The organism is Oceanibaculum indicum P24, assembly GCF_000299935.1.
GTDB lineage: Bacteria > Pseudomonadota > Alphaproteobacteria > Oceanibaculales > Oceanibaculaceae > Oceanibaculum > Oceanibaculum indicum.
Genome location: NZ_AMRL01000001.1, coordinates 259,337 through 284,100, shown reverse-complemented (window position 1 = coordinate 284,100; position 24,764 = coordinate 259,337). Strand labels below are relative to the sequence as shown.

Here is a 24,764-nt window from a genome sequence, read left to right as displayed (position 1 = left end):
ATGACGTTCTGGAAAAAGGCAGGTTTGCGTACCCTGGCCGCGGGCGCTGCTCTGGCTGTCGGCATTTCCCTGGTGCCGGCCGCCAAGGCGCAAAATGTCGAGTGGAGCATGGCCACCCCCTGGGCCGGCGGCCACTGGATTGATCTGGGCGCCAAGCGCTTCGCCGAGCTGGTCGGCCAGATGACCGATGGGCGGGTGAAGATCAACGTGTTCCCCGCCGGCACCCTGGGCAGCGCGCTCAAAGTCACCGAGACGGTGCAGAGTGGCGTCGCCGAGGTCGGCCACAACTGGCCCGCCTATGACTGGGGCATCGACCGTACAGGCGTCATCTTCGGCGGCTGGTCGGGCGGCCTGACGCCGGAAGAATACATGCTCTGGCTCTACAATGCCGGCGGCGCGGAGCTGTGGAAGCAATGGCGCCAGGAAGTCTCGAACGTCGTTGTTGTTCCCTGCGGCATTCTGGAAACCGAAATCTTCATGCATTCGCACAAGCCGGTGCGCACGCTGGAGGACTACAAGGGCATGAAGGTCCGCACCTCCGGCGCTTGGGCCGAGATCGCGACCGAACTGGGCGCCTCCACCGTCGTCATGGCGGGTTCGGAAGTGTTCCCGGCGCTGGAGCGCAAGGTTGTGGACGGCATCGAGTGGGGCGGGCCCGGCATCAACATGTCGGCCGGTTTCCACAAGATTGCCAAGTACATCGTGACGCCGGGCGTCCATCAGCCATCGGGCGCGCATGAGTGCATGTTCAACAAGGATGCCTGGGCCAAGCTGTCCGACAAGGACAAGGGGCTGATCGAGCTGGCCGGCAAGCTGACCACCTACGAAACCTTCATCGGCTACGGCAAGGACGACATCGAGGGCTACAAGTTCCTCACCAGCCAGGGTGGCAACGAGTTTGTGCAGCTGGACCCCAGCTTCATTGCCGCTGCCAAGGAAGCGTCCTTCAAGTGGGCGGACAAGCAGTCCGCCAGCAATGCCTGGTTCAAGAAGGCCTATGAGCATCAGCGCGCCTTCCAGAAGGACATCGCCAACTGGTCGAAGTTCCGTCTGCCGATCGGCATCACGCAGCAGTAAACCGAAGCCCATGCTACAGGGCGGGCGGTGCTGGCCGCCCGCCCTTCGACGCAACCAGACACCGAGGGGCATATGCGATTGCTGCGGACCCTGGAGCGGGTGACCGATGCGGCTGCGGTCATCGGCGTTATCCTCATCATCCCGCTGATCCTGGCGATGGTTTACGAGGTGATGAGCCGCTACCTGTTTTCCGCGCCGACCTTCTGGGCCTATGAACTGGGCTACATGATGATGGGCGCGATCTTCATGCTGGGCATGGCCCATGCGCTGAAAGTGCGACAGCATGTCACCGTGGACGTGCTGCATGGCAATCTGCCGCCGCGCGGCAAGGCGCTGGTGAACGTCATCGGCTATTGCTTCTTCATTCCTTGCGTTGCCTGGCTGACCTGGGGGCTGTGGGGTTATCTGGTGCGCGCCTATGTCAGTAGCGAAGGCACCGGCCAGTCAGCCTGGAATCCGCAGATATGGCCTTACCGGGTGGTGCTGGTCGTCGGCTTTGCGGTGTTCCTGTTGCAGGTGCTGATCGAATTCGCCAAGAACCTTCAGGCGCTGTTTGCCAGCGACGCGACGGATAGCCGATCATGACTGGTCTTGCCCTCTGGATGTTCCCGGCGCTGCTTGTCTTCGTCGCCGCCGGTATTCCCATCGCCTTCTCGCTGATGAGCGTGGCGCTGGTCTTCGGCCTGCTGCGCTTCGGCGACGCGGCGGTCGCCCAGTTCATCTCCAAGGTCGATGACGTCTCGACCAACTACATCCTTGGCGCCATTCCGCTGTTCGTCTTCATGGGCGCACTGCTGGAGCGCTCCGGCATCGCCAGCCGGCTGTTCGACGCTATCCATCTGTGGACCAGGCGCCTGCCGGGCGGCCTCGCCATCGGCAGCGTCATCATGTGTACCGTGTTCGCTGCCGCGACTGGCATTACTGGGGCCACCGAGACTGTGGTTGGCATGCTGGCGATCCCGGCGATGATGAAATACGCCTACGACAAGGGCCTGATCTCCGGCACGATCTGCGCCGGCGGATCGCTGGGTACCATCATCCCGCCCTCGGTGATCGTCGTCGTGCTGGCGCCGGTCGCCGATATTCCGGTGGGCGATCTGTTCGCCGGCATCATGTTTCCCGGCCTCATCATGTCGGGCCTGTTCCTGGCTTATATCGTCATCGCCTGCACGCTTAATCCGTCGCTGGCTCCGCGCGAGGCGGCCGGACCGGAAGACGATATCCCGCTTGCCGAGAAACTGCGCATCACCTTCGTGGCGCTGCTGCCGCCGGTCTTCCTTATCTGCGCTGTGCTGGGCACGATTCTGCTGGGCTGGGCGACGCCAACGGAGGCCGCTGCCACTGGCGCCTTCGGCAGCATCCTGCTGTGCTTCATCTACCGCCAGTTCAGCCTGCCGATGCTGAAGGAGGCGTTGTATCGCACGCTCTCCATTACCGCGATGATCCTGCTGATCGTGCTGGGCGGTAGCATGTTCGCCGGCGTGTTCTATGCCTCGGGCGGCATGGTGGCGATCCAGAAGCTCCTGGCGGAATATGGGCTCGCCGGCTGGCCGGCAGTGGCGCTGATCCTGTTCATGACCTTCCTGGCCGGCTTCGTGCTGGAGCTGATCTCCATTGTGCTGATCGTTATCCCGATCGCGATTCCGCTGGTGAAGCTGTACGGCATCGACCCGCTGTGGTTCTCGGTGCTGTTCCTGGTGATCCTGCAGACCAGCTACCTCACCCCGCCGATGGCGCCCGCAATCTTCTACCTGCGCGCCATCGCGCCGCCCAGCATCACCCTCATGCATATGTACAAGGGCGTGATTCCTTTTATCTGCATGCAGATACTCACGCTGGCGCTGGTGTTCTTCTTCCCCGCACTGGCGACCTGGCTGCCCAAGATGCTCTACAGCATGAACTGACCAACCCGCTTTCCGCAGAAGAAAGAGAAAACCATGCGCCTGAAAGACAAGATCGCCATCGTCACCGGCGGCGGCTCCGGTATCGGCCACGCCACCTGCCTGACCTTTGCCCGTGAAGGGGCGTACGTCGTCGTCGCCGACCGCAATGCGGAGGCAGCCGCCAAGGTTGCCGAGGAGCTGAAACAGGCCGGCGGCAAGGGCGAGGCTTTGGCCGTAAACGTCGCCGATTCGACGGCCGTGAAGGCGATGGTCGAGGATGTCGCTGCACGCCACGGGCGGCTGGATATTCTGGTGAACAATGCCGGCTATGGCATCGCCGGCACGGTGGTGAACACCACAGAGGAAGACTGGGATGCGCTGATGTCGGTGAACGTCAATGGCGTGTTCTATGGCTGCAAGCACGCCATCCCGATCATGGAGAAGCAGGGCGGCGGGGTGATCGTGAACACCGCCTCGACCGTCTCCAAGGTCGGCATCCCGAACCGCGCGGCCTATTGCGCGTCCAAGGGCGCGGTCGCCTCACTAACGCGAGCCATGGCGCTGGATCATGTGGACGCCAATATCCGGGTGAACTGCGTGGCGCCCGGCACGATCGAATCGCCCTATTTCGACGAGATTTTCCGCAAGAGCAACGATGCGGCGGCGCTGCGCGACGGGCTGGAGAAGCGCCAGGCGATGAAGCGGCTGGGCAAGCCGCAGGAGATCGCCAACGCCATCCTGTTCCTGGCCAGCGAGGAGAGCAGCTTCTGCACCGGCTCCATGCTGCTGGTCGATGGCGGCTGGACGGCGAAGTAGGCCTAACGGGTAGGGGTTGCCCCCGGCCGCAGGGCATCGCCGCCGAACGCCCCGCCGAACGGCGAGGGGTTGCCTGAGGCCGCCCCTCCGGACGTAGCCGGGGCTGGTGGTGGGGCCGACTGGCGCTGCTGCTCCAGCAGCTTCTCCTGCAGTGCCCGCTTCTCGGCGGCGATGTCGGCGATGCAGGCGGCGGAATCGTGCCGGCTGCCCTGCCAGACGAGGCCGGCGGCCAGCAGCACCAGCACGGTGGCCACGCCTGCCGGATGGGTCAGCGCCCGCGTCACCGGATTGGCATAGAGCCGCGATATCCGGGGGCGGCCGGTGCGCAACAGCTCCTGCCGGCGGATATAGGCCTCATGCACCATGGCGCCGATCAGCGTCAGGCCGATGATGATGACCGCCAGCGCCGACAGCGAGGGGTCGGTGCCGTGCCGCACCTTGGAGGCCAGCGCCGTAGTGAAGGTATTGTCCGACAGGATGGTGAAGACGGTGGTGTTGTAGTTCTCGAAGGAGGCCAGCAGGGTAAGGAAGGCGGCCGAGCCGATGGCCGGCTTCAGGAAGGGCAGCATGATCCGCCGGAAGGCCTGGCCGGGCGTGGCGCCGAGATCGAGCGCAGCCTCGGTCAGTGTGGCGTCGAAGCGCTGCAGCCGCGCCATGAAGATCAGCATGGCATAGGCCGAGATGAAGGTCGCCTGGCCCAGCAGCGTCAGGAAGATGCCGTTATAGAAGCCGCTGCCATAGCCTACGCCCAGCATCCGCGCGAGGCCGCCCCAGAAGACGAGGGTGGAGATGCCCAGCACCACGCCGGGAATCAGGATCGGCGTGATGAGCACGGCATAAAGGGCGGAGCGCAGGCGTGGGCCGATCTCGCTGAGCGCCAGTGCACCCGCCAGCCCGATGGGGACGGACAGCGCCACCACGCCGATGCCGATGCCGATGCTGATGACCAGCCCCGCCATCAGCCGCTGATTGTCGATGAGGACGCTGAACCAGTCCGTGGTGAAACATTCCCAGGGCGTGATCCTGGGGAAGGCGGAGGAGTTGAAGGCGGTGATCACCATGATGATCAGCGGCCCGAACAGGAAGGCGAAGAACAGCAAGGAAAATCCCGCCGCGAACGCGCCGTCGCCGGTGAAGCGCCTCATCGCCCGATCGCCCCGATGGAGACCCTGAAGAGGCGCATCGTCATCAGCACGAAGCTGAGGCACACGACGAGCAGGATGGTGGCGTAGGCGGCGCCGCGCGGCCAGTCGCCGGCCTCGTTGAACCATTGGTAGATCAGCTGGGTGAACCACAGGTTTGACGGGCCGCCCAGAATCTGCGGTGCGGCCAGCGCGCCGGCGGTCAGCATGAACACCATGGTGGCGCCCGAGGCGATGCCGGGCTTGGCGACCGGCAGCACGACGCGCCAATGCACCCGCCACCAGCTGGCCCCCATGTCGCGCGCGGCTTCGATCTGGTTGCGGTCCAGCGCCTCGACCGCGTTGTAGATAGGGAACACCATCAAAAGGATGTAGGCGTAGGTCAGCCCGGCATAGAGCGCGACATCGGCGCGGATGAAGTCGATGGGTGCCTCCCACAGGCCCAGCCCCATGCCGACGCCGTTGATCAGGCCGGTGGTGCCGAACAGCACGCGGAAGGCGAAGGCGCGCAGAATCTCGTTCACCCAGAACGGCACAATGAGGCCGATCACCATCAGCCGCACCGCCACGCCCCGGGCCGAATGGGCGAGGATGAAGGCGATGGGGTAGCACAGCGCGATATCGATCAGCGTCACGAACAGCGCGGCCAGGATAGTGCGCAGCAGCACGCCGATATCCAGGCTGTTCAGCCCGGCATCGGGGCCGATCAGGAAATAGCGGTAATTGTCCAGCGTATAGACATCGTTCGGGCCGCCAATCTCCGGCGGCGGCAGATTATGCCGGAAGGAAAAATCCAGCATGGAAAGCTGCGGCAGCACGATCAGCACCAGCACCCACAGGAAGACCGCCGCGCCGACGAAAAGGGCGACGCCCAGACCATGCCGGCCGGCCAGATTATCGAAGGCGGTGCGCAGCGCCTGAATCATGCGGCACCGTCCGGCGCGCCGTCCTCCGGCAGCACCATGGCGAAGCCGGCATCGAAGGTGACAGTGACGGTATCGTCCGCACGGCGCGACGTGGCCATGCTGCCATCATTCACCAGGCTGACGCGCAGCTCATGGCCTTCCGCCTTCAGGAACAGGTGGCGGATGCTGCCCTCGAATTCCTCCGTCACATGGCGGGCGGCGATCCGGTTGACACCGTCACCGGCGGGGTCGGCCAGCCGCAGCCTTTCCGGGCGGATGAACAGCAGGCAGCGGTCGCCTTGCTTGTAGGAGCGGCCGCCGCCGGCGCGGCCCGACAGCCGCCCAAGCGGCGTGTCCAGCACGGCGATCTGCCCGTCCTGGCCGGCGATGATGCCGGGTATCTGGTTGGTCTCCCCGACGAAGGCGGCGACGAAGGCGGTCTTCGGGCGCTCATAGACCGACTCCGGATCGCCGATCTGTTCGATCACACCGCGATTCATCACGGCGACTCGGTCCGACATGGTCAGCGCCTCGCCCTGATCGTGGGTGATGTAGATGAAGGTCAGGCCGACCCGCTGCTGGATCGCGCGCAGCTCGCTGCGCATATGCTGGCGCAGCTTCAGGTCGAGTGCCGACAGCGGCTCGTCCAGCAGCAATATATCGGGCTCCACCGCCAGCGCGCGGGCGATGGCGACACGCTGCCGCTGGCCGCCGGACAGTTCATGCACCTTCTTGTCGCCGGTGCCGGGCAGGGCGATCAGCTCCAGCAGTTCGTCGGCGCGTTTGCGCCGTTCCTTGCGGCCGACGCCGCGTACCTCCAGCGGGAAGGCGATGTTCTCCGCCACGCTCATCAGCGGGAACAGCGCCAGGTTCTGGAAGATCAGCGCGGTCGGGCGCTTGTTCGGCCCGACACCGCCCATGTCCTTGCCGCCGATCAGCACGCGGCCTTCGCTGGGATCGACGAAGCCGGAGATGCAGCGCAGCAGCGTGGTCTTGCCGCAGCCCGACGGGCCGAGGAAGGAAAAGAACTCCCCGCCCTTGATCGTCAGATAGGCATTGTCCACCGCCGTATAGGCGCCGAACCGGATGCTGACGTGATCGAGCAGGATATCCCTGGTGGTCATTGCACACCCTTATCCGGTGATGTGGAGGCGCCGCAGCCGGATAATCGCAGAGGCCGCGTCGCACGCATCGCTTCCGGCCCGGCCGCCCCTCTGTGCGAAAGGCAGCCGGGACCGGACGGGATCAGGGTCAGGCGCTCATGAACTTGTTCACGAACTCCGTGCGTGTCTTGGCGTACCAGGGCATTTCCGCCGGCCAGGGGTTCAGCTTGGCCAGCGCGTCGCCGGGATAGGCATCGGCGAAATTCTTGGCATAGACCTCGCCGCCATACTTGTCGGCGCCCAGGACCGGCGAGTTATAGCCGTGGCTCTTGATCGCCTCGCCGGCCAGCTTGGCGTCGTAGGCGGCTTCGATGAAGGCGTAGATCTGGTCGATATTCTTGGCACCGACGGGCATGGCGAGGCCGTCCACCCAGGCCATCGCGCCCTCGACCGGGGCGCGGTACATGACCGGCTCGCCGGCGGTCTTCAGCGCAATGGGTGGGCCGTCCCAGGTCTGGCCGACAATGACGCCCTCATTCAGCAGACCGTTCTTCTGCGCGTCGGCATCGTTCCACAGCAGCTTGATGTTCTTCTTCTTGGCGATGGCGGTCTCGGTCAGCTTGGTCCAGACCTCCTTCATCTTGGTCTCGTCCTTGTAGGCTGCCCAGATCGAGCCCGGCGCCATCTCGCCGCGCCGCTCCAGCCCCAGGCCGAGGCCCAGCATCATCGAATGGGCGCGGCCCATGGTCTTGCCGGCATTGGCCTCGTCCCAGACATCGTAATAGCTGGGGAACTCGCCAGCCGGCTTGAACGCGTCGGTGCGCCAGGCCACGCCCTCGGTGCCCCAGATATGCGGCAGCCAGTGCGTGCCCTTGCCGCCGAAATTCCAGTGCGCCTCGCCCAGCGCCATCGCCGGGTTGACCTTGTCCAGCGGCACCCGCTTCATGTCAAAGGGCTGCAGCAGGTTCAGCTCGGCCCATAGCGGGTTGCGGTTCACCGTCGGGGTGACGATGTCGAAGCCCTCGCCATTGGTGGCGCGCAGCTTGTTGATGATCTCGTCGTTCGAGCCGATGCCGGTGAAGTTGATCTTGATGCCGGTCTTGTCGGAAAAGCCCTTCACGAAGCTTTCCGGCAGATAGTCCGACCACATCATGATGTTGATCTCGCCCGACGAGGCCAGCACGCGCCGGCTGACGATGGCCGGCATGGCAAGGCCGGCGCCGGCCAGTGCCGTGGATTTCAGGAAGGTCCGCCGTCCCAGACTGGTCCCGAAGCTGATTTTCCGCATGTCCCATTCTCCTGTTCTATCCGGCTGGCCTCAATGTGCCGCCGATTGCCGCCCCCGCTTTGGCGCGGGGTGCTGTCTGTCCCGGTGCGTGTCTGTTCTTGTGATTTCGTTGCCGCACTGCAAAAATCTTATTGCTCCGCAACAAGGCGGCTTAGAGCCACGGGTTGAAAACTATGGGGCCAGGGACTGACAACCGCGCCTGTGGCGCATGCTAGAGCGCTTCTTCGCAGCGCCGCTCGATCCCGCCAAGCGTCTGCAGCAGCAGATTCAGGAGCGGCTGGTGGAGGCGATTCTGGCCGGCGCCCTGCCGTTTCACGAACCGCTGCCGGCCACGCGCGTGATGGCGCAGCGCATCAGGGTCTCTCGCAACACGGTGACGCTGGTCTATGAGCGGCTGGCCGAGGACGGCTATCTGAAGTCCGTCAACCGGCGCGGCTATTTCATCGATGAGCGCTATGTCCGCGAACAGCTCCACATCAAGGTGGATGACCGGGCGCGGAACCTGATCCCGGCGGCGGCCTCCTCGGTCGATTTCGGCCACCGGCTGCGGCGGTCCTTCTCCGGCCAGCAGAACATCGTGAAGCCGGCCAACTGGCACGATTTCCCCTATCCCTTCATCTATGGCCAGACAGCACCGGACAAGACCTCCCTCAGCCGCTGGCGGGATTGCGTGCGCATTGCCGGCACTACGCTGCATTCAAGGGACTGGATGGCGGACCATATCGACGCCGACGATTCCATGCTGGTCGAGCAGATCATCCGCCGGGTGCTGCCGCAGCGCGGCTTCCGCACCGAGCCGGAGAATCTGCTGGTCACCGTCGGGGCGCAGAATGCGCTCTATCTGGTCGCGGTGCTGCTGTGCGGGCCGGGCACGCGGGTCGATATGGAGGAGCCGGGCTATGTCGATGCCCGCAACATCTTCCTGTCGCATGGGGCAGTGCTGCGCGCGCATGAGGTGGATGGCAACGGCATCCGCGTGACCGAGGCGCTGGCCGGCGCCAGCCTTGTCTATGTCACGCCAGGCCACCAGTCGCCGACCAGCGTGACCATGACGGTGGACCGGCGGATGTCGCTGCTCTCAGCGGCGGAGCGCCACGATTTCCTGATCCTGGAGGATGATTACGAGCATGAGCTGAACTTCGTCGGCCCGCAGCGCCCGGCGCTGAAGAGCTTCGACCAGAGCGGCCGGGTGATCCATGTCGGCAGCCTGTCGAAGCCGCTGTTTCCGGGGCTGCGCCTCGGCTTCATCGTTGCCGAACAGCCGCTGATCGCGGAATTGCGGGCGTTGCGCCGGCTGATGTACCGGCACACCTCCACGCTGGACCAGCGGGCCATGGCGATCTTCCTGGCAGAGGGGCATTTCGACGCCCATATCCGCCGCCAGCGCGCCAGCCTGTCGAAGAAATGGCAGACCATGCTCGCCGCCGCCGCCCGGCTGCTGCCGGACTGCGACGTGACGATGACGACCGGCGGCTCGGCCATCTGGCTGACCCTGCCCAAAGGCATGTCGGCGCGGGAGGTGGCGGCCCGCGCCGCGCAGGCCGGGCTGCTGGTGGAGCCGGGCGACGTGCACTACCTGCGCGCCGACCCGCCAGCGAACCGCTTGCGCCTCGGCTTCGCCGCCATTCCGCTGGAAGCCATCGAGCCAGGGCTGAAGCTGCTGGCCGGGATCGTCCGCGACCTGAAGGGCTAGAGGTCGCTGCGGCCCAGCACCCGGCGCAGGCTGTCGACCATCTGTTCCAGGTCAGATTCCTCGCTGACCAGCGCCGGCGCGAAGATCAGCGCATCGCCGGTTGCCTTCACATGCAGCCCGTCCTTGAACAGCAGGCGCTGCACGATGGAGCCCTTCTCGCCCGGCGCCTTGCCCGGCGTCAGCTGGATGCCGGCCATCATGCCATGGCCGCGCAGATCATAGACCTGCGGAAGGTTGCGCAGGCCGAACACGCCATCCAGGAAGGTATCGGACAGGGACTTGCCGCGCTCGAACAGCTTCTCGTCGCGGTAGATGTCCAGCGCGGCCAGGGCGGCGGCGCAGGCGACCGGATGGGCGGAATAGGTGTAGCCATGCATCAGTTCCGGCCGGTCCGCCGTGACCGAGGCGATGACGGTCTTCTGGATTTCCGTCTTCACCGCGACGGCGCTCATCGGGATGGTGCCGTTGGTCAGCGCCTTCGCCATGGTGATGACGTCCGGGGTGACGCCGAATTCCTGCGAGGCGAAGGCAGAGCCGGTGCGCCCGAAGCCGGTGATGACCTCGTCGAACACCAGCAGGATGCCGTACTTGTCGGCGATCTGGCGCAGCCGCTGCAGATAGCCCTTCGGCGGCACGATGGTGCCGATGGAGCCGGCAATCGGCTCGACGAACACGGCGGCGATGGTCTCGCCGCCATAGGTCTTGCACATATCCTCCAGATCGTCGGCCAGATGCGCGCCGTCTTCCGGCTGGCTGCGGGTGAAGCGCTGCTCCTCGTTCCAGGTGTGGCGCATATGCACGACATCGCAGGTGACGCCGGAGAAGTCGCGGCGGTTGCCGACCATGCCGGCCAGCGAGGTGCCGCCCAGATTGACGCCGTGATAGCCCCAGGAGCGGGAGACGAAGCGGGTGCGTTGGGCCTCGCCGCGCGCCCGGTGATAGGCGAGGCAGATCTTCATCGCGCTGTCGACGGCCTCCGATCCGGAGGAGCCGAAGAACAGCCGGTCGATGCCCTCCGGCAGGATTTCCGCCAGGCGGCGCGCCAGCTCGAAGGAGACCGGGGCGGCGCGCTGGAAATGCGGTGTGTAGTCCAACTCCATCAGCTGCTTGTGGACCGCCTCGGCGATCTCCGGCCGGCCATGCCCGGCGGCGGAGCAGAACAGGCCGGACGACCCGTCGAGGATTTCCTGGCCCTCCGGCGTCCAGTAGCGCACGCCCTTCGCCCGCGCGAAGATCTGCGGCTCCTGATGAAACAGCCGGTTGTTGGTGAAGGGCAGCCAGTGATTGTCCATGGTGATGGGCATGTGGGTCATGAGCCGGTCCTCGGAAAGTATGACGCTTTCCTGACAGCTACTCTCACAGCCGCGCCGCCCCTAGAGCCACGGCGGATATTCGTAGGGTCCAGGGGCGGGGTCAGGGGCGGGGTCAGGGGGCGCAAGATTGCGTCAGGACTGTTCCAGGTTGAACGGCATCTGCCGCGGGGCCGTGCCGGTCAGCAGCCTTATGGCATTCGCCACGGCCGCGCCGGTCATCGGGACGCCGATCTCGCCCGCGCCGCTGGGGGCCGAGTCGGACTCGACGATCCGCACCTCGATCTTCGGGATCTCGCCGATACGGATCGGCTCATAATCGTAGAAATTGCTCTGGTCGATCATGCCATCCGTATAGCTTGCGCGTTCGCGCATCAGGGAGGACAGCCCGAACAGGATGCCGCCTTCGACCTGTGCCCGCAGATTGTCCGGGTGCACGGCGAAGCCCGGATCGACCGCTGCCCAGAAGCGATGCACGCGGAACCGGCCATTCTCGACCGATACTTCCGCGACGCCGGCACCCCTTGTTTCCTTGTAGCCGGCGAAGGAAAGGCCATGGGCGCGCCCCTGCGGTGCCTTTCCGAAGCCGGCCATGGCGACTACGGCGTCCAGTACCGCCAGGCCGCGCGGGCTGTCGCGCAGCAGCTTCCGGCGGAAGGCGACTGGATCGCTGCCGGCCTGTTCCGCCAGCTCGTCGATGAAACATTCGCGGGCAAAGCAGTTCGGGGCCCAGCCGATTCCACGCCATGCCGAGACGCGGCAGCGGCGCGGGGTGATGACATGCTCCGCGCGGAAATCCGGGATCGCGTAGTCGGTACTCTCGGTGCCTTCCATGACCAGGACATCGCGACCGGTCTCCGGGTTCCAGCGTTGCGGAAAGGCGAATTGCAGGATCGACGGCGAGGCGACGCGGTGGCGCATTGCCGTGACAGTGCCATCGGCGTCGAGCGTCGCTTCGAGGCGATGGACCGTTGCCGGCCGCAGCCAGCCATTCTTCACATCATCCTCCCGGGTCCACATCAGCTTCACCGGCCGTCCCGCCGCGCGCGACAGCAGCAGCGCATCGCGCAGCAGGTCGCGGGCGAAGACGGTCCGGCGGCCGAAGGCACCGCCCATCTGCATGGCGTGAAAGCGGATACGGTCAGGCGTCGTCCCCAGGACGGCGGTGGCCACGCCGATGGAGATCGTCTGGCTTTGCGTTCCCAGCCAGACTTCCGCGCCCTTGCCATCCGCATCAACTGAGGCGACGGCATTCAGCGGCTCCATCTGGGCATGGTAGAGATGGGTGGTGCTGTAGGTCGCGGCATGCTTCCGTGTGCCCTGCGCCAGCGCCGTTACGGCATCGCCCCGGCTTTCCCATGGGAAGGCGGGCAGCGACGGGTCGTCCACCGCCCGGGAAAGCTCCTCCAGTTCGCGATCGCTGCTGTATTGGCGGAACTCGGAATTCGCGCTCCAGCTGACGTCCAGCAGATCGCGTGCGGCGAGCGCCGTCTCCCAGCGTTCCGCGAGTACGGCCACGCTGTTGGCGAGTTTGACGATCTGCACCACGCCGGGCAGGTCGCGCGCCGCGCGGTCCGAGACGGTGACCGGCGTTTCGCCTTCGACCGGTGCCTGCAGTTGGGCGGCATAGAGCATGCCGGGCAACCGGATATCGATCGAGTAGATTGCGGCCCCCCGGGTCTTGCCCGGTATGTCGAGCCGGCCCGGATCGGAGCCGATGATGCGCCAGTCCTTCCGGGGTTTCAGATCGGCATCAGCGACCGCCGGCACCTCGGTCACGATTGCCGGCAACGCTGCCACTTCGCCATAGCCCATCCGGGCGCCGGATGCGGTGTTCACCACCACGCCGGAGTCTGTCGTGACCTGTTCGGGGGAGACACCCCAATGGGCCGCCGCGCTGTGGATCAGCACCCGCCGCGCGGTGGCTCCGGCCCGCCGCAGATGCTGGAAATAGCCTTCGAGCGAGGAACTGCCCGCCGAGAACAGGATGCCGCCGAAGCCGGGATTCCCGAAAATGCCATCGGGGTCCATGCTGACCTGCTCCGCCTTCACGGTGGACCAGCCGGCATCCAGCTCTTCGGCGACGATCATCGGCAGCGAGGTATTGACGCCCTGTCCCATTTCGGCGGCGCCGAAGCGGATGAGGATCGACCCGTCCGGCTCGATCACGACCCAGCCATTGATATCCCGGATGCCGGCCGCAGCAGGCTCCGCAGCCGCCGACCGGATGACGGAAACGCCGCCGCCCGCCAGCAATGCGAAGGCGAGGGTGCCGCTGCCGGCCAGGAAGCCGCGGCGGGTGGGTTTCATGTCCTTGAGGATCATGGCTCAGGCCTCCTCGGCTGCGCGTTCGATGGCCCGTACGATGCGCGCATAGGTGCCGCAGCGGCAGAGGTTTGCCGACATTTCCTCGACAATCTCCTCCCGGCTCGGCTTCGGGTTGCGCGCCAGCAGCGCGGCGGCGCGCATGATCTGCCCGGACTGGCAGTAGCCGCATTGCGGCACCTGCTCGGCGATCCAGGCGCGCTGAACCGGATGGTCGCCCTGGTCCGACAGCCCCTCGATGGTCACCACCTGGCCATCGGCCACATCGCCCACCGGGGTCTGGCAGGCGAAGTACGCCGTGCCATCGATATGGACCGTGCAGGCGCCGCACATTCCGGCGCCGCAGCCGAAGCGCGTCCCGACGAGGCCGAGATGCTCCCGCAATACCCACAGAAGCGGCGTGCCGGGGTCGGTCTCTACGTCAACGCGCTGGTTGTTGATGCTCAGGCTGATCATGTCGGCGTCATCCTTTCAGCGGAAAAGATCGGGGGTGAGGCTGTTCGCTTCACTATTGCTGAAAGGACCGAAAACTTTAATTTGCCTTTCCTAACTTATTTGATAAGTGAAATTTATCTATAGAGGGGTGACCATGCGCTATGCCGATTTGGAGGCTTTCCTGGTGGTGGCACGGACGCGCAGCTTCCGGCGGGCCGCCCAGGAGCGCGGCGTGACAGGCCCGGCGCTCAGCCAGTCCGTGCGGAACCTCGAAGAGGAGCTGGGACTGCGCCTGCTGAACCGCACGACGCGCAGCGTCTCGCCGACCGAGGCCGGCGAATTGCTAGTATCGCTTCTGGAGCCTGCCTTCGAAGACGTTCAGTCAGCCATCGCCCAGGTCAAAAGCCTGAGCGGCCAGCCCTCCGGCGTGGTGCGGGTCAGCGTGCCGGCACCGGCCCTGGAACATCTCATCATGCCCCATGCGCCGGCCTTCCTGGCGGCCTATCCCAGGGTGTCGCTGGAGCTCATCTCGGACGCGCGGGTCATCGATATCGTGGCGGAAGGCTTCGATGCCGGCGTCCGGCTGGGGCTGGAGATGGCGAATGACATGATCGCCATGCCGCTCGGCAAGCCGGAGGTCTATGATGTCGTGGCCAGCCCGGACTATCTCGCGCGGCACGGCCAGCCGTTACATCCTGAGGACCTTGCCAGTCATGACTGCATCCGGATTCGCTTTCCCAGCGGCGTCATCTTCTCCTGGCGCTTCGAGGTGGCGGGCGTGGAATTCGTGATGACGCCCGAAGGCCGGCTGATCCTGAACGACGCACGGCATGTCGTCTCCGCCGCGATTGCCGGCGCCGGCATTGCCCGTCTGGCGCGGCACTATACCGAGCCGCATGTCCAGGCCGGCCGGCTGGTCCGACTGCTGGAAGACTATGCTGCAACCCTGCCGGCCTGGCACATCTATTACCCCAGCCGGCGCTATGTGCCGCCGGCCCTGCGTGCCTTCCTCGATTTCTACCGGGGCATTCTCGAAAGGGCGTGACTGCCGCGCCGGACCCGATCAGCGCTTCCGGCCGAGCGCTCCCGGCGGGATGGCGGCCAGTGCCCATCCGGCAAGCGGGACGGCAGCCAGCCACATGACGAAGGCGGCGGACTGGCCGGCGATCAGCAGGGCGACACCGGGGGCCAGGATCAGCAGGCAGGCCAGCACGGCGGGGCGGTGCTTCGCATCGGGCAGGCCGAACACGCGGCGGCGCTTCGGGTCGGTCGCGGTCAGCAGCACGATACCGGCGAGCGACAGCAGGATCGCCGCGAGAGTCACGGTCACGGTCATCATTCGGCGGCTACCGGGCGCTTGTCGGCGCCCCATTGCGGAGCGGGTCGGCGGGCGATGGACAGATAGAGATAGCCGATGCCGCCAGTCGCCAGCGCCAGGTCGAGCAGCACCACGATATCGTTGCCGTTTGCCATCAGCGGACCCCAGCCGGTACCGCCGGTCAGCCAGCGCAATACGGGCAGGGCGAGGAGGGAGGCACCCAGCAGCCCCCTGTAGAGCCGGTACAGCAGCGCCTCATCGCGCAGGATGCAGCCGAGGATGATGGCGAGGCCGGAGGCGATCAGGAAGCCGGCGGGCGTCCAGAACAGCACGGCTCCGGCGGGCAGCGCCAGCAGGTATCCGATGCCGCTGGCGGCCAGCGCGATCGGCAGCCCATAGCCGACGATCGGCACGGACCGTCCAAGCCGGCGCCACAGCTGGCTGTCCTCGCGCCGCCGCAGCCAGAGCTGCAGGCCAGTCAGCGTGACGTAACACATGGCCAGCCCCAGCGCGAACCAGATCACCCGCGACAGCAGGCCGGCGAAGGTGCCGAAATGCAGCACGCTGACCAGGGTGAAGGCGGCATCGCCCGCCGAAGGTTTGGTGCCGAGGGTGGGCTTCGGTCCGAGATAGGAACCGTCGCTGCCCTTGAAGACATGCTGCTGGCTCTGCAGTTCGCCTTCGCCGGCAAGATGGAAGGAGAAGACCCGCGCATCGGCGCGGCCATAATGCATGATCGACACGAAGGCCGGCGCGGAGTGCGACTTCTCGGCGGCTTGCCGCAGCATCGCATCCAGATTGGCCAGCGGGGCCGGGGTGGCATCCTCCCCCTCGGGCGTCCCGACGATGGTCTCGATCAGCTTTTCCTGGTCGCCGCCGAACGCCACCATGCTGATGGTCATCAGGCCGATGGAGCCGGCAAAGCTGAGGAAGGCGCCGGTGAAGGCCAGCACGAAGGCAAAGGGCAGGCCCCAGCTGCCCGCCAGGATGTGGCGGTCGCGGGCATTCAGCAGGCGGCTCGACAGGCGCGGCGCCACGAACAGGTCCTTGATCAGATGGCGGTGCAGCAGGAAGCCGGAGACGGCGGCCGCCAGCATGACAAAGCCCAGAATGCCTGTCAGATAGAGGCCAATCGGGTTGGGCGCATGCAGGTTCACATGCAGATCGACCAGGAAACGTTCCAGCCCGCTGACCGGCTCCTCGAATTCGTCGGCATAGCCTTCCTGGCGCGTCAGCGTCTCGCCGGTTACTGGATCGAAGGTGAAGCGCACGCCCTTTTCCATCGGATGACCATCCTCCTTCACGCCATGCGTGTGGAAGAAGGCGCTGATGTGCCCGGCGGCGTTATGGAACAGGTTGATGTCGTCCAGATATTCCGGATCGACCTGCGCGGCCAGTTCGCGGAGCTTCGCGTCCATCGGCACCGCTAGCGGCTGCTCTGCCCGGCTGCCGCTGACCGACCAGGTGCCGATCTCGTGTGCGAAGACCACCACCGCGCCGGTGAGGATCACCACATAGAGCGCCAGCCCCAGCACCGTGCCGGACCAGCCATGCACCGCCAGCAGCCTTTTGCTTCGTGCCTGTGAGAGTTCGATCATGGGTTCCGGTCCTTCAGGAAGCGGTCCAGAGCACGGCGATACCCGCCGCGTTGAGGATGGCAATGCCGGTCATCACCAGCGTGGCGCGGCGCAGATTCTCCGCCAGGATCGCGTAGAAGAAGGGGATGGCCCACAATGCTGGAAACAGGATCAGCGGAAAGATCAGGTGATCGACGCCCGCCGCGCCGGCGGGAAACCACAGCGGCATCGCCCCCATCGCCAGGATGGCGATCAGAATGGCCATCGGCCCGCCCAGCAGCCAGCGCGTGCGCCGCGGCGTCAGCCAGCCTCCGCCTGTATGTGTCGAGCTTGCCATGCTCCAGATCTCCAAACGCGTCCGAGAGCGCGAAACATATCGCGAGTGCGAATAAGTGACAATGGCAAGTGAGGGGGCAAGTGAGGCCGTGGTCCGGTTAAGGCGTGTTGGCGTTCCGCCGCTTCGCCGATTCCGCGTAGGCATGCCGCCGCAGAAGGTTCAGCGACCCCAGCGGTTCATGGTCGGGCAGGCAGTTCCAGGGATTGAAGGCCAGCCCGTCTGAAAGCGTGAGGCCCGCGCTCACATCCTGCGCCGGGATTTCCAGCCGACCGACGGGGAACTCAGGCCCCTTCCAGGTCACACCCGCATCGTCGATGGGGTCGCTTTCGGACGCGCGGGGCTGCAGGCAGAAATCGAAACCGAAGCCACCCCGGTCGAGGGCCGCCTGCAACCTTTCGGTGAAACTCCGCCGGTAGCCGCGCAGGCCGTCCCAGGCACCAGCATCCGGGCGGCAGATATATTTCGCCGCACTCTCCCCCAGCCGGTAGGGGGTGATGCTGTAATAGGCAAGCCGGTGCAGCCCGCGTCTGCGGGCATGGGTGAAACCGGTCGAGAACAGCAGCTGCAGATAATGCCAGCGGAGGCGGCGGGGATCGAAGCCCGGCAGGATATAGCTGCGCGACAACAGGCTGAACGGCGTCATCCGGGGCACGCCATCCAGCGCGGCGAACAGGGCGGCGGCATCGGCCGAGTGGCGGAACGGGGCGGTCGCCTGGCTGATGAGGATGAAATCCTGCTGCCCGCCGGGGGCGCCGTCCACGCCGGTCAGCCGGATGGCCATGCCACGCCCGTCCGGCACCTCGTCGTCGGCGAAGAAGGAACTGGAAAAACGGATCGTGGCGGGATAGCGACCGGCCTGAGCGAACAGGCCGTGCCGCAGGGCCGGATTATCCGGCGGATTGATCCGCAGCGTGCCGGACAGGCAGGCGTGGGTCTTTTCGTGAAACTGCCGGGGCAGGGTGCCGTCCGGCCGTGGGTGCTGGAAGGTGCGGGCGGCGATCCGCAGGACAGCTTCCAGATCTATGCCGTGCAGGGGGCAGCCCCCATTCATGCCGCATAACCCAGATGCCTGAGCCCCGGTGCACAGGCACGGGTGAGCGCGGCCTGTTGCGGGGCGGGCAGGTCGGTGTATTTCGCGCGGGTCGGGCGCAGCATCGCCGCCGTCTCTTCCAGCCACGCCTCGTTGTGCAGGGACGGATCGATGAAGCGGATCAGCTCCGACAGCTTCTCGCGCGGCGCCTGCTGCACATCCTCGAACCGCAGGTTGAGCAGCCGTTCGGGCGGCAGATGGCCTAGCATCTTCTCGCCGGTCAGGATCATATCGCTCCACAGCGCGCCGAACTCCGCCAGCTCCGGCTCCTCGCGCAGCAGCTTGCCGGTATCGACGACGCTGAAGAACAGCTTCTCCAGCCAGATGCCGGCAGGGCTGCCGCGATCCTTCAGGAAGTCGCGCCGCAGGTCGAGACCCAGCCGCCGGCATTTCTTGTGGATCGCCAGCAGCACGCGGAAATTGTGATGCCGGCTCATGGAGATGGCGGTATCACGCCCGTCCCGGAAGACATGCACCACCCGGGCCTCGGGGAACAGCCTCAGCAGCTTGGCCGCCAGCATCAGCGATCCGCCGGAACGCTCGACCCAGACCCGCCGGCCGAACCGGTCCATCAGATAGCCGAACAGCGCCCTGTACTGGTCCGCCAGCGGCGCTTTCGGCAGCGGCCGCACGAAGCGCTCCAGCGCGTCATACAGTGCCTCATAGTCGGGCGTCAGGTGCGGCAGCGTGGTTGCTATCACCGGCGGCATGTCGTGCGCCGAGAAACGGGAATTGGGGTCGTCATGCGGATACAGTCCCTCATCGACGACAAGCCCGTCCTTCAGCATGGCGTGCAGCGATGGCGATTGCTGGCTCAGCGTCTGCCACATCCGTTCGCCCGTCGGATTTTCCCAGGCAAAGCCGTTCTGCCCCAGCGGCACGAAGAATTCCGACAGGCTCAGCACATCGGGATGCCGGTTCAGCATCTCCGACACCATGGTGGAGCCGCAGCGCCCGGTACTCAGGATCAGGACGGGGGGAATAATGTTGGGTTTCATATCGTACCGTCCTTTTCCGCATGCACATGGCCGGGCAGCCGGTAGCCGATACCCTGATCGGCATAGTGCGACACGTTCAGCATGGTCTGGAACTGGCTGAGCTGGCGGTGCTGCGCCAGCTTCGGGAAATAGCGGTGCATCAGGCGTTCGGCCCGGCCCTTCAGGCGGAACAGCAGCAGCGTCCCTGTCGTGTTGAGGGCGGGGTAGCGCAGTGCGTCCGCCATCTCGTCGCCGATCATCGCCCGCGACACGCGATAGATGCGCCGGGCCAGGCGCCGCCGCGCCGCCGGCTCCTCTATGCCGGCCACCAGCGGCGCGGAATTGATCAGCCCGTTCGCCAGCAGGATGGAGTCGAGGCTGATCGGCGGTTCGCACATCGCCCCGATCTCGTACAGCGTCAGCGCCTCTTCCTCGGTTGCGCATTGCAGGGCGGGATCGACCCCCATCAGATGACCGGCATAGCGCCAGATCGTCATGAAGGCGTCGCGCTCCTCCGCCGACAGCTCGACGCCCAGCATGCGCGCGCGCTTCAGCAGCAGGCCCGAAAAGGCCGCCGTCGCAAACGCGATATGGGCGGAGCTGAGCGGCGTACCCCAGGCCGCCGATTCCCACTCGTCCGACTGGGCGAGAAGCTGGCGGATGCGGGCATGGACAAGGCGGATACGGACCGACAGTTTCCAGCCTTCGCCATAGCGGTCAAGCCCGCCGGGCAGGAAGATTTCGACCAGTTGCCGGTTGTTCTGCTTCAGCCGCCGCACACCCTGATCGACCATGCGACCGGTGATGCTGAAGGACCGGCTGATAAGGGTCGAGAACCCCTCGATCAGCACGGCGGCGACGAAGGCGCCGACGAACATCTCGGAATTGCGGTAGAAGGCCCGGCAGCCCGGCAGCGTCGCGGCCTCGTCGAACCAGTCCGGCACTTTCTCGGATTCTATGAAGAAATCGCGCACCACCGGCGGCGCCTCCGCCAGCCGGGCGGCCCCCTCATCCATGCCGAGGCGCACCCATTCCTGTGCCAGCTGCGGCGCATGGCGGGACAATTCCGCCACCGCCGCGTCGGCCAGCGGGTCGCCCAGCATGGTGTGCGCGACGTAGCGGTCGGCGAGAACCGGGTTCTTCAGGACCGCGGCGGCATGGCCTTCGCGATAGTCGTGCGGCATATCCATGACTATCGGCTGCCTTGTCTCAGTGTTTCAGGGATTTCAGCGCGTCAGGGCGGCGGCGGCCAGCCGGGCGATGTTGCGCATCCGCTGGCGGAATTCCTCCTGCGTCGGCGGGGTACCGCTCTTGGCGCCCAGGGCCGCCTGCATCAGCGTCTGGCAGAGCTGGTCGGCATCGGTGCCGGCGCGCGACAGGTCGATCTCGCCATCAGCTTCCGCCTTGGCCAGGAAGCCCCGGAACCGGTCGATATACAGGCCTTCCAGCTCCTTCGCCTGGTCCATGGCGATCTGCGTCTTCACCAGCACCAGCTCGCCCCAATGGGCCGGGTCGCCGAACAGGTCGATCCAGGTGCCGTAATAGGCACCCAGCACGCCTTCCAGACGTTCGGCGAAGGGGGCGCCGCTGGTCAGCGCCGCGTCGCAGCGCGTCAGCACCAGATCGGCAGTGCGCCGCATCATCGTGCGGAACACATCGTCCTTGCCCTTGAAATGCAGATAGAGCGTGGCCTTGGCAACGCCGGCCTCACGCGCAATATCATCCATCGAGGTGCGCTTGTAGCCATAGCGGGCGAACAGCCGGCGCGCCGCATCGGCGACCTGCTCCATCTTGGTCAGCGCACTTGTCTCGCAAATTTCATTCATTGGACGCATGGCGGGTATTGACAGACGCTTCGTTTAGACGGACTATACTCGATAAGACCATCGAGTCTAATTAGTATATGGTGTCCGACAAAAGATTGGACACCCAAAAACTCATACAGGAGGAACGGCTGTACGCAAACCGGCTTGAAGGAGCCGGCCGTCCCCGTTCCTCCGGCGTCCAACCAGTTTTGTCCCATTCCAGCTACCTGTGAGGCAGCCATGTCCACCACGCTCAAGGTCAACGGCCAGACGCACAGCGTCGATGTCGATGACGATACCCCCTTGCTCTGGGTCCTGCGCGACACGCTGGGCCTGACCGGCACCAAATTCGGCTGCGGCATGGCGCAGTGCGGCGCCTGCACCGTCTTCGTGGATGGCGTGGCGCAGCGTTCCTGCGTCTTCCCGGTCTCGGCCCTCGCCGACAGCGAGGTGACCACCATCGAGGCGATCACCAGCCCCGAGGCGCGCGCCGTTCAGGCCGCCTGGACCGCGCATGACGTGCCGCAGTGCGGTTATTGCCAGTCCGGCCAGGTGATGAGCGCCGTCGCCCTGCTGACAGAGAACCGCAAGCCGACCGACGCGGATATCGACGCGGCAATGAACGGCAATCTGTGCCGCTGCGCCACCTATGTCCGCATCCGGGCCGCGATCCACGACGCCGCCCGTTCTCTGGAGGGCTGATCCATGACTGCTATGCGCGTTTCCCGCCGTGCCGTGCTGCAAGGCGCTGTCGGCCTCACCCTCGCCCTGCAATTGCCGCTGGGCGGTAAGGCACGGGCCGCCACCCCGGCAAAGGGCGGCACTTTCGCGCCGAACGCCTTCGTGCGGGTCGGCGCTGACGACACCGTGACCGTGCTGGTGAAGCATATCGAGTTCGGCCAGGGGCCGTTCACCGGCCTCAGCACCCTGGTCGCCGAGGAGATGGACGCCGACTGGGCGCAGATGCGTGCCGAGCATGCGCCTGCCAATGTCGAGCTTTACAAGAACCTGGCCTTCGGCGTGCAGGGCACCGGCGGCTCTACCGCCATCGCCAATTCCTACATGCAGATGCGCCAGGCAGGCGCCACGGCCCGCGCCTTGCTGGTGCAGGCGGCTGCGGCGCGCTGGAAGGTGCCAGCCGGCGAGATCACCATCGAGCGCGGCCAGCTGCGCCATCCGTCGGGCAAGACCGGCCGGTTCGGTGAGTTCGCCGAGGCCGCATCCGGCCTGCCGGTGCCGGAGAAGGTGGCGCTGAAAGACCCGTCTGCCTTCAAGCTGATCGGCAGGGAAGGGCAGGCGCTGCGCAAGCTGGACACCGCGGCCAAGGTGAACGGCACAGCGGAATACACCATCGACATCCAGACGCCCGGCATGCTGACCGTGGTGGTCGCCCGGCCGCCGCGCTTCGGTGCGAAGCTGGTGCGGTTCGATGACAGTGCGGCCCGCAAGGTGCGCGGTGTCGTCGATGTGAAGCAGCTGTCCTCCGGCGTCGCGGTCTATGCCGAGGGCATGTGGCCGGCGCTGAAGGGGCGCGAAGCACTGTCCGTCGAGTGGGACGACAGCACCGCCGAGACGCGCAGCAGCGAGGCGATGATCGAGGAATACCGGGCACTCGCCAAAAAGCCGGGCGTGGTCGCCGGGGCGCATGGCGATGCTGATGCGGCCTTTGGCGATGGCGCGAAGATCGTTGAGGCGGAATATATCTTCCCCTACCTCGCCCACGCGCCGATGGAGCCTCTGGACGGCTATCTGGAATGGGACGGGCAGACGGCCCGCGCCCGCTTCGGCAGCCAGCTGCAGACGCTGGACCATATGGGCATCGCCAAGGTGCTGGGGCTGGAGCCCGGCAGGGTGACGGTGGAGACGCTGCTCAGCGGCGGCAGCTTCGGCCGGCGAGCGCAGGGTAAGTCCGAGTTCGCTGTGGAACTGGCAGAAGCGGCGAAGGCCATCGGCCCGAACCGCCCGGTGAAGCTGGTCTGGAGCCGCGAGGACGACATCACCGGCGGCTATTACCGCTCCATCTTCGTGCACCGCATGAAAGGCGCGATCAGGGACGGCCGGATCACCGGCTGGAGTAACACCGTCGTCGGCCAGTCGCTGGCGAGCGGCACGGCGCTTGAGGAGATGCTGGTGCGTGACGGCGTCGATATCACGTCCGTCGAAGGCGCGCGGGAACTGCCCTACAAGGTCGCCAATTTCCGCTGTGACCTGCACACGGTGGTATCCCCGGTGCCTGTGCTCTGGTGGCGTTCGGTCGGCCATACCCATACCGGCTATGCGGTCGAATGCTTCATCGACCGGTTGCTGGAGGAGACCGGACAGGACCCGGTCGAGGGCCGTCTGGCGCTGATGGCGGACAAGCCGCGTCTGGCCGGTGCGCTGCGGGAAGTCGCGAAGCTTGCCGACTGGTCGGGCAGCCGTCCGGCGGAAGGACGGGCGCGCGGTGTGGCGGCGGTCGAGAGCTTCGGCAGCTATGTCGCGCAGATCGCCGAGGTCTCGATGGGCGATAACGGGCCGAGGGTGCACAAGGTCTGGTGCGCCATCGATTGCGGCGTCGCCGTTAATCCGGACGTGATCCGGGCGCAGATCGAAGGCGGCATCGGCTATGGCCTGGGCCATGTGCTCTATGCCGAGGTGGCCCTGGATGGCGGCCAGCCGGTGCAGCGCAACTTCGATACCTACCGTTCGCTGCGCATCGATGAGATGCCGGAAATCGAGGTCGTCATCGTGCCCTCGACAGAGGCACCCACGGGTGTCGGTGAGCCAGGCGTGCCGCCCATCGGCCCCGCCGTTGCCAATGCGATGGCCCGGCTGGGCGTTGGCCGGCCGGAGCGTCTGCCGATGGTGCGGGAGACCGCGTGACCGGCGTTGTTGGAGAGAGGCGGCGGTTAATCCGCCGCCTCACCCGGCAGGGAAGCGCTTCTCTTGTCGCCGGCAATCAGCACGGACCAGGCTTGGAGGGCGGCGTTGGCAATGCCGCGCAGCGTCTCTGGACTGGCACCGCTGGCGGCATGAACGGCCATGCCCTCGGCGGTGACCGTCAGGTAACCGGCCAGCAGGGCAGGGTCGGCAGTTGCCGGCAGGTCGCCCTCGCGCACGGCACGCTCGAAACGGGTACGCAGGGCGTCCTCTCCGGCTTTGCGGCGGGCGATCAGCTCCTTGCGTACCGAGTCGGAGGCTTCCGAGCAGGACAGCGCCGCCTGCACCAGCAGGCAGCCAGCCGGGCGTTCCGGGTCCATCTGGGTGCTGATATGCAGCATCCTTTCCGCCACTTCGCGGGCGGTCGGCGCGCTCATGATGCCGTCGAAGTCGATGGTTTCCTGCATGTACCGGTCGAGCGCACGGCGGAACAGCTCCTCCTTGTTGCCGAAGGCGGCATAGAGGCTTGGCGGGCTGATGCCCATCGCCTGCGTCAGGTCGGACAGCGAGGTACCCTCGTAGCCCTTGGTCCAGAACAGGTTCAGGGCACGGTCGAGAGCCTCGTCCATATCGAATGAGCGGGGACGGCCCTTAGCCATGGCGATCCTCCTTTTTTAATTTTTTACTAAGCACTATATAATTCGCTTGACGGTATCCGTCCAGCGGCATATCTGTAACAAACGCTACAGAACTGGATGGGCAGCCGGCCTTGACCGCGCCACCCCGCCACTCAGCGAACCGACCACCGGTCAAGGAGTCCTCAT

The 24,764-nt window shown here is 65.9% G+C and carries 23 protein-coding genes; 8 read left to right on the top strand and 15 right to left on the bottom strand.

The window, feature by feature from the left end:
• The 4 genes from P24_RS01290 to P24_RS01275 all read left to right on the top strand — a co-directional run bounded on the left by P24_RS01290 (position 1) and on the right by P24_RS01275 (position 3,776).
• The gene (locus P24_RS01290; protein ID WP_008942875.1) at positions 1 to 1,077 is read left to right on the top strand and encodes a type 2 periplasmic-binding domain-containing protein; all 1,077 of its coding nucleotides are present in this window, start codon (positions 1 to 3) and stop codon (positions 1,075 to 1,077) included.
• A gap of 78 nt (positions 1,078 to 1,155) precedes the next feature.
• Positions 1,156 to 1,662, top strand: a complete 507-nt coding sequence (locus P24_RS01285) for a TRAP transporter small permease subunit (RefSeq protein ID WP_008942874.1) — start codon at positions 1,156 to 1,158, stop codon at positions 1,660 to 1,662.
• Positions 1,659 to 2,981 (top strand): TRAP transporter large permease, encoded by a 1,323-nt coding sequence (locus P24_RS01280; RefSeq protein WP_008942873.1) that lies wholly within the window; start codon positions 1,659 to 1,661, stop codon positions 2,979 to 2,981. The genes P24_RS01285 and P24_RS01280 overlap by 4 nt, the downstream gene beginning before the upstream one ends.
• 33 nt (positions 2,982 to 3,014) lie before the next feature.
• Positions 3,015 to 3,776 carry an SDR family oxidoreductase gene (locus P24_RS01275; RefSeq protein WP_008942872.1) on the top strand — a complete coding sequence of 254 codons (762 nt, stop codon included), beginning with the start codon at positions 3,015 to 3,017 and terminating at the stop codon, positions 3,774 to 3,776.
• A 2-nt stretch (positions 3,777 to 3,778) separates the two neighbouring features.
• Here the strand turns inward: P24_RS01275 and P24_RS01270 are convergent, their stop codons facing one another.
• The 4 genes from P24_RS01270 to P24_RS01255 form a co-directional block, all read right to left on the bottom strand.
• Positions 3,779 to 4,921, bottom strand: coding sequence for an ABC transporter permease (locus P24_RS01270; protein WP_008942871.1), 1,143 nt, complete (start codon positions 4,919 to 4,921; stop codon positions 3,779 to 3,781).
• Positions 4,918 to 5,844 carry an ABC transporter permease gene (locus P24_RS01265; protein ID WP_008942870.1) on the bottom strand — a complete coding sequence of 309 codons (927 nt, stop codon included), beginning with the start codon at positions 5,842 to 5,844 and terminating at the stop codon, positions 4,918 to 4,920. Before P24_RS01265 ends, P24_RS01270 begins: the two co-directional genes overlap by 4 nt.
• Complete coding sequence (locus P24_RS01260; protein WP_008942869.1) at positions 5,841 to 6,947, bottom strand: ABC transporter ATP-binding protein; 1,107 nt, start codon at positions 6,945 to 6,947, stop codon at positions 5,841 to 5,843. The genes P24_RS01265 and P24_RS01260 overlap by 4 nt, the downstream gene beginning before the upstream one ends.
• Positions 6,948 to 7,074: 127 nt before the next feature.
• Positions 7,075 to 8,214, bottom strand: a complete 1,140-nt coding sequence (locus tag P24_RS01255; protein WP_008942868.1) for an extracellular solute-binding protein — start codon at positions 8,212 to 8,214, stop codon at positions 7,075 to 7,077.
• A 208-nt stretch (positions 8,215 to 8,422) separates the two neighbouring features.
• On the opposite strand from P24_RS01255, the gene pdxR reads away from it, so the two are divergent.
• A complete protein-coding gene (gene pdxR, locus P24_RS01250; protein ID WP_008942867.1) occupies positions 8,423 to 9,907 on the top strand; it encodes a MocR-like pyridoxine biosynthesis transcription factor PdxR in 1,485 nt (494 codons plus the stop codon).
• Here the strand turns inward: pdxR and P24_RS01245 are convergent.
• The 3 genes from P24_RS01245 to P24_RS01235 all read right to left on the bottom strand — a co-directional run bounded on the left by P24_RS01245 (position 9,904) and on the right by P24_RS01235 (position 13,998).
• On the bottom strand, positions 9,904 to 11,220 hold the full coding sequence (locus tag P24_RS01245; protein WP_008942866.1) for an aminotransferase class III-fold pyridoxal phosphate-dependent enzyme: 1,317 nt from the start codon (positions 11,218 to 11,220) through the stop codon (positions 9,904 to 9,906). The genes pdxR and P24_RS01245 overlap by 4 nt on opposite strands.
• 132 nt (positions 11,221 to 11,352) lie before the next feature.
• Positions 11,353 to 13,542 (bottom strand): xanthine dehydrogenase family protein molybdopterin-binding subunit, encoded by a 2,190-nt coding sequence (locus tag P24_RS01240; protein ID WP_008942865.1) that lies wholly within the window; start codon positions 13,540 to 13,542, stop codon positions 11,353 to 11,355.
• A 3-nt stretch (positions 13,543 to 13,545) separates the two neighbouring features.
• Positions 13,546 to 13,998 (bottom strand): (2Fe-2S)-binding protein, encoded by a 453-nt coding sequence (locus P24_RS01235; RefSeq protein ID WP_008942864.1) that lies wholly within the window; start codon positions 13,996 to 13,998, stop codon positions 13,546 to 13,548.
• Positions 13,999 to 14,131: 133 nt separating this feature from the next.
• Between P24_RS01235 and P24_RS01230 the strand changes: the two genes are divergently transcribed.
• Complete coding sequence (locus tag P24_RS01230) at positions 14,132 to 15,022, top strand: LysR family transcriptional regulator (protein WP_008942863.1); 891 nt, start codon at positions 14,132 to 14,134, stop codon at positions 15,020 to 15,022.
• Positions 15,023 to 15,040: 18 nt separating this feature from the next.
• Here P24_RS01230 and P24_RS01225 read toward each other — a convergent pair whose 3' ends face one another.
• From P24_RS01225 to P24_RS19025, 7 genes are all read right to left on the bottom strand, one after another.
• Positions 15,041 to 15,307, bottom strand: coding sequence for a hypothetical protein (locus P24_RS01225; RefSeq protein WP_156816128.1), 267 nt, complete (start codon positions 15,305 to 15,307; stop codon positions 15,041 to 15,043).
• Positions 15,308 to 15,312: 5 nt separating this feature from the next.
• A complete protein-coding gene (locus P24_RS01220; RefSeq protein ID WP_008942861.1) occupies positions 15,313 to 16,893 on the bottom strand; it encodes a PepSY-associated TM helix domain-containing protein in 1,581 nt (526 codons plus the stop codon).
• 13 nt (positions 16,894 to 16,906) lie between these two features.
• Positions 16,907 to 17,209 carry a hypothetical protein gene (locus P24_RS01215; protein ID WP_008942860.1) on the bottom strand — a complete coding sequence of 101 codons (303 nt, stop codon included), beginning with the start codon at positions 17,207 to 17,209 and terminating at the stop codon, positions 16,907 to 16,909.
• A gap of 97 nt (positions 17,210 to 17,306) precedes the next feature.
• Positions 17,307 to 18,260 carry a catalase family protein gene (locus P24_RS01210; protein WP_008942859.1) on the bottom strand — a complete coding sequence of 318 codons (954 nt, stop codon included), beginning with the start codon at positions 18,258 to 18,260 and terminating at the stop codon, positions 17,307 to 17,309.
• Entirely contained in the window at positions 18,257 to 19,297 is a 1,041-nt protein-coding gene (locus P24_RS01205; RefSeq protein ID WP_008942858.1) for a sulfotransferase, read from the bottom strand. Before P24_RS01205 ends, P24_RS01210 begins: the two co-directional genes overlap by 4 nt.
• Complete coding sequence (locus tag P24_RS01200) at positions 19,294 to 20,466, bottom strand: oxygenase MpaB family protein (protein WP_008942857.1); 1,173 nt, start codon at positions 20,464 to 20,466, stop codon at positions 19,294 to 19,296. The genes P24_RS01205 and P24_RS01200 overlap by 4 nt, the downstream gene beginning before the upstream one ends.
• Before the next feature lie 36 nt (positions 20,467 to 20,502).
• Entirely contained in the window at positions 20,503 to 21,102 is a 600-nt protein-coding gene (locus tag P24_RS19025) for a TetR/AcrR family transcriptional regulator (protein ID WP_008942856.1), read from the bottom strand.
• A 219-nt stretch (positions 21,103 to 21,321) separates the two neighbouring features.
• On the opposite strand from P24_RS19025, the gene P24_RS01190 reads away from it, so the two are divergent.
• A complete protein-coding gene (locus P24_RS01190; RefSeq protein WP_008942855.1) occupies positions 21,322 to 21,783 on the top strand; it encodes a (2Fe-2S)-binding protein in 462 nt (153 codons plus the stop codon).
• A 3-nt stretch (positions 21,784 to 21,786) separates the two neighbouring features.
• A complete protein-coding gene (locus P24_RS01185) occupies positions 21,787 to 23,943 on the top strand; it encodes a xanthine dehydrogenase family protein molybdopterin-binding subunit (protein WP_040706051.1) in 2,157 nt (718 codons plus the stop codon).
• Positions 23,944 to 23,969: 26 nt separating this feature from the next.
• On the opposite strand, the gene P24_RS01180 is transcribed toward P24_RS01185, so the two are convergent.
• Positions 23,970 to 24,599: a TetR/AcrR family transcriptional regulator gene (locus tag P24_RS01180; RefSeq protein WP_008942853.1), complete on the bottom strand. Its 630-nt coding sequence runs from the start codon at positions 24,597 to 24,599 to the stop codon at positions 23,970 to 23,972.
• Between the last annotated feature and the right edge of the window lie 165 nt (positions 24,600 to 24,764).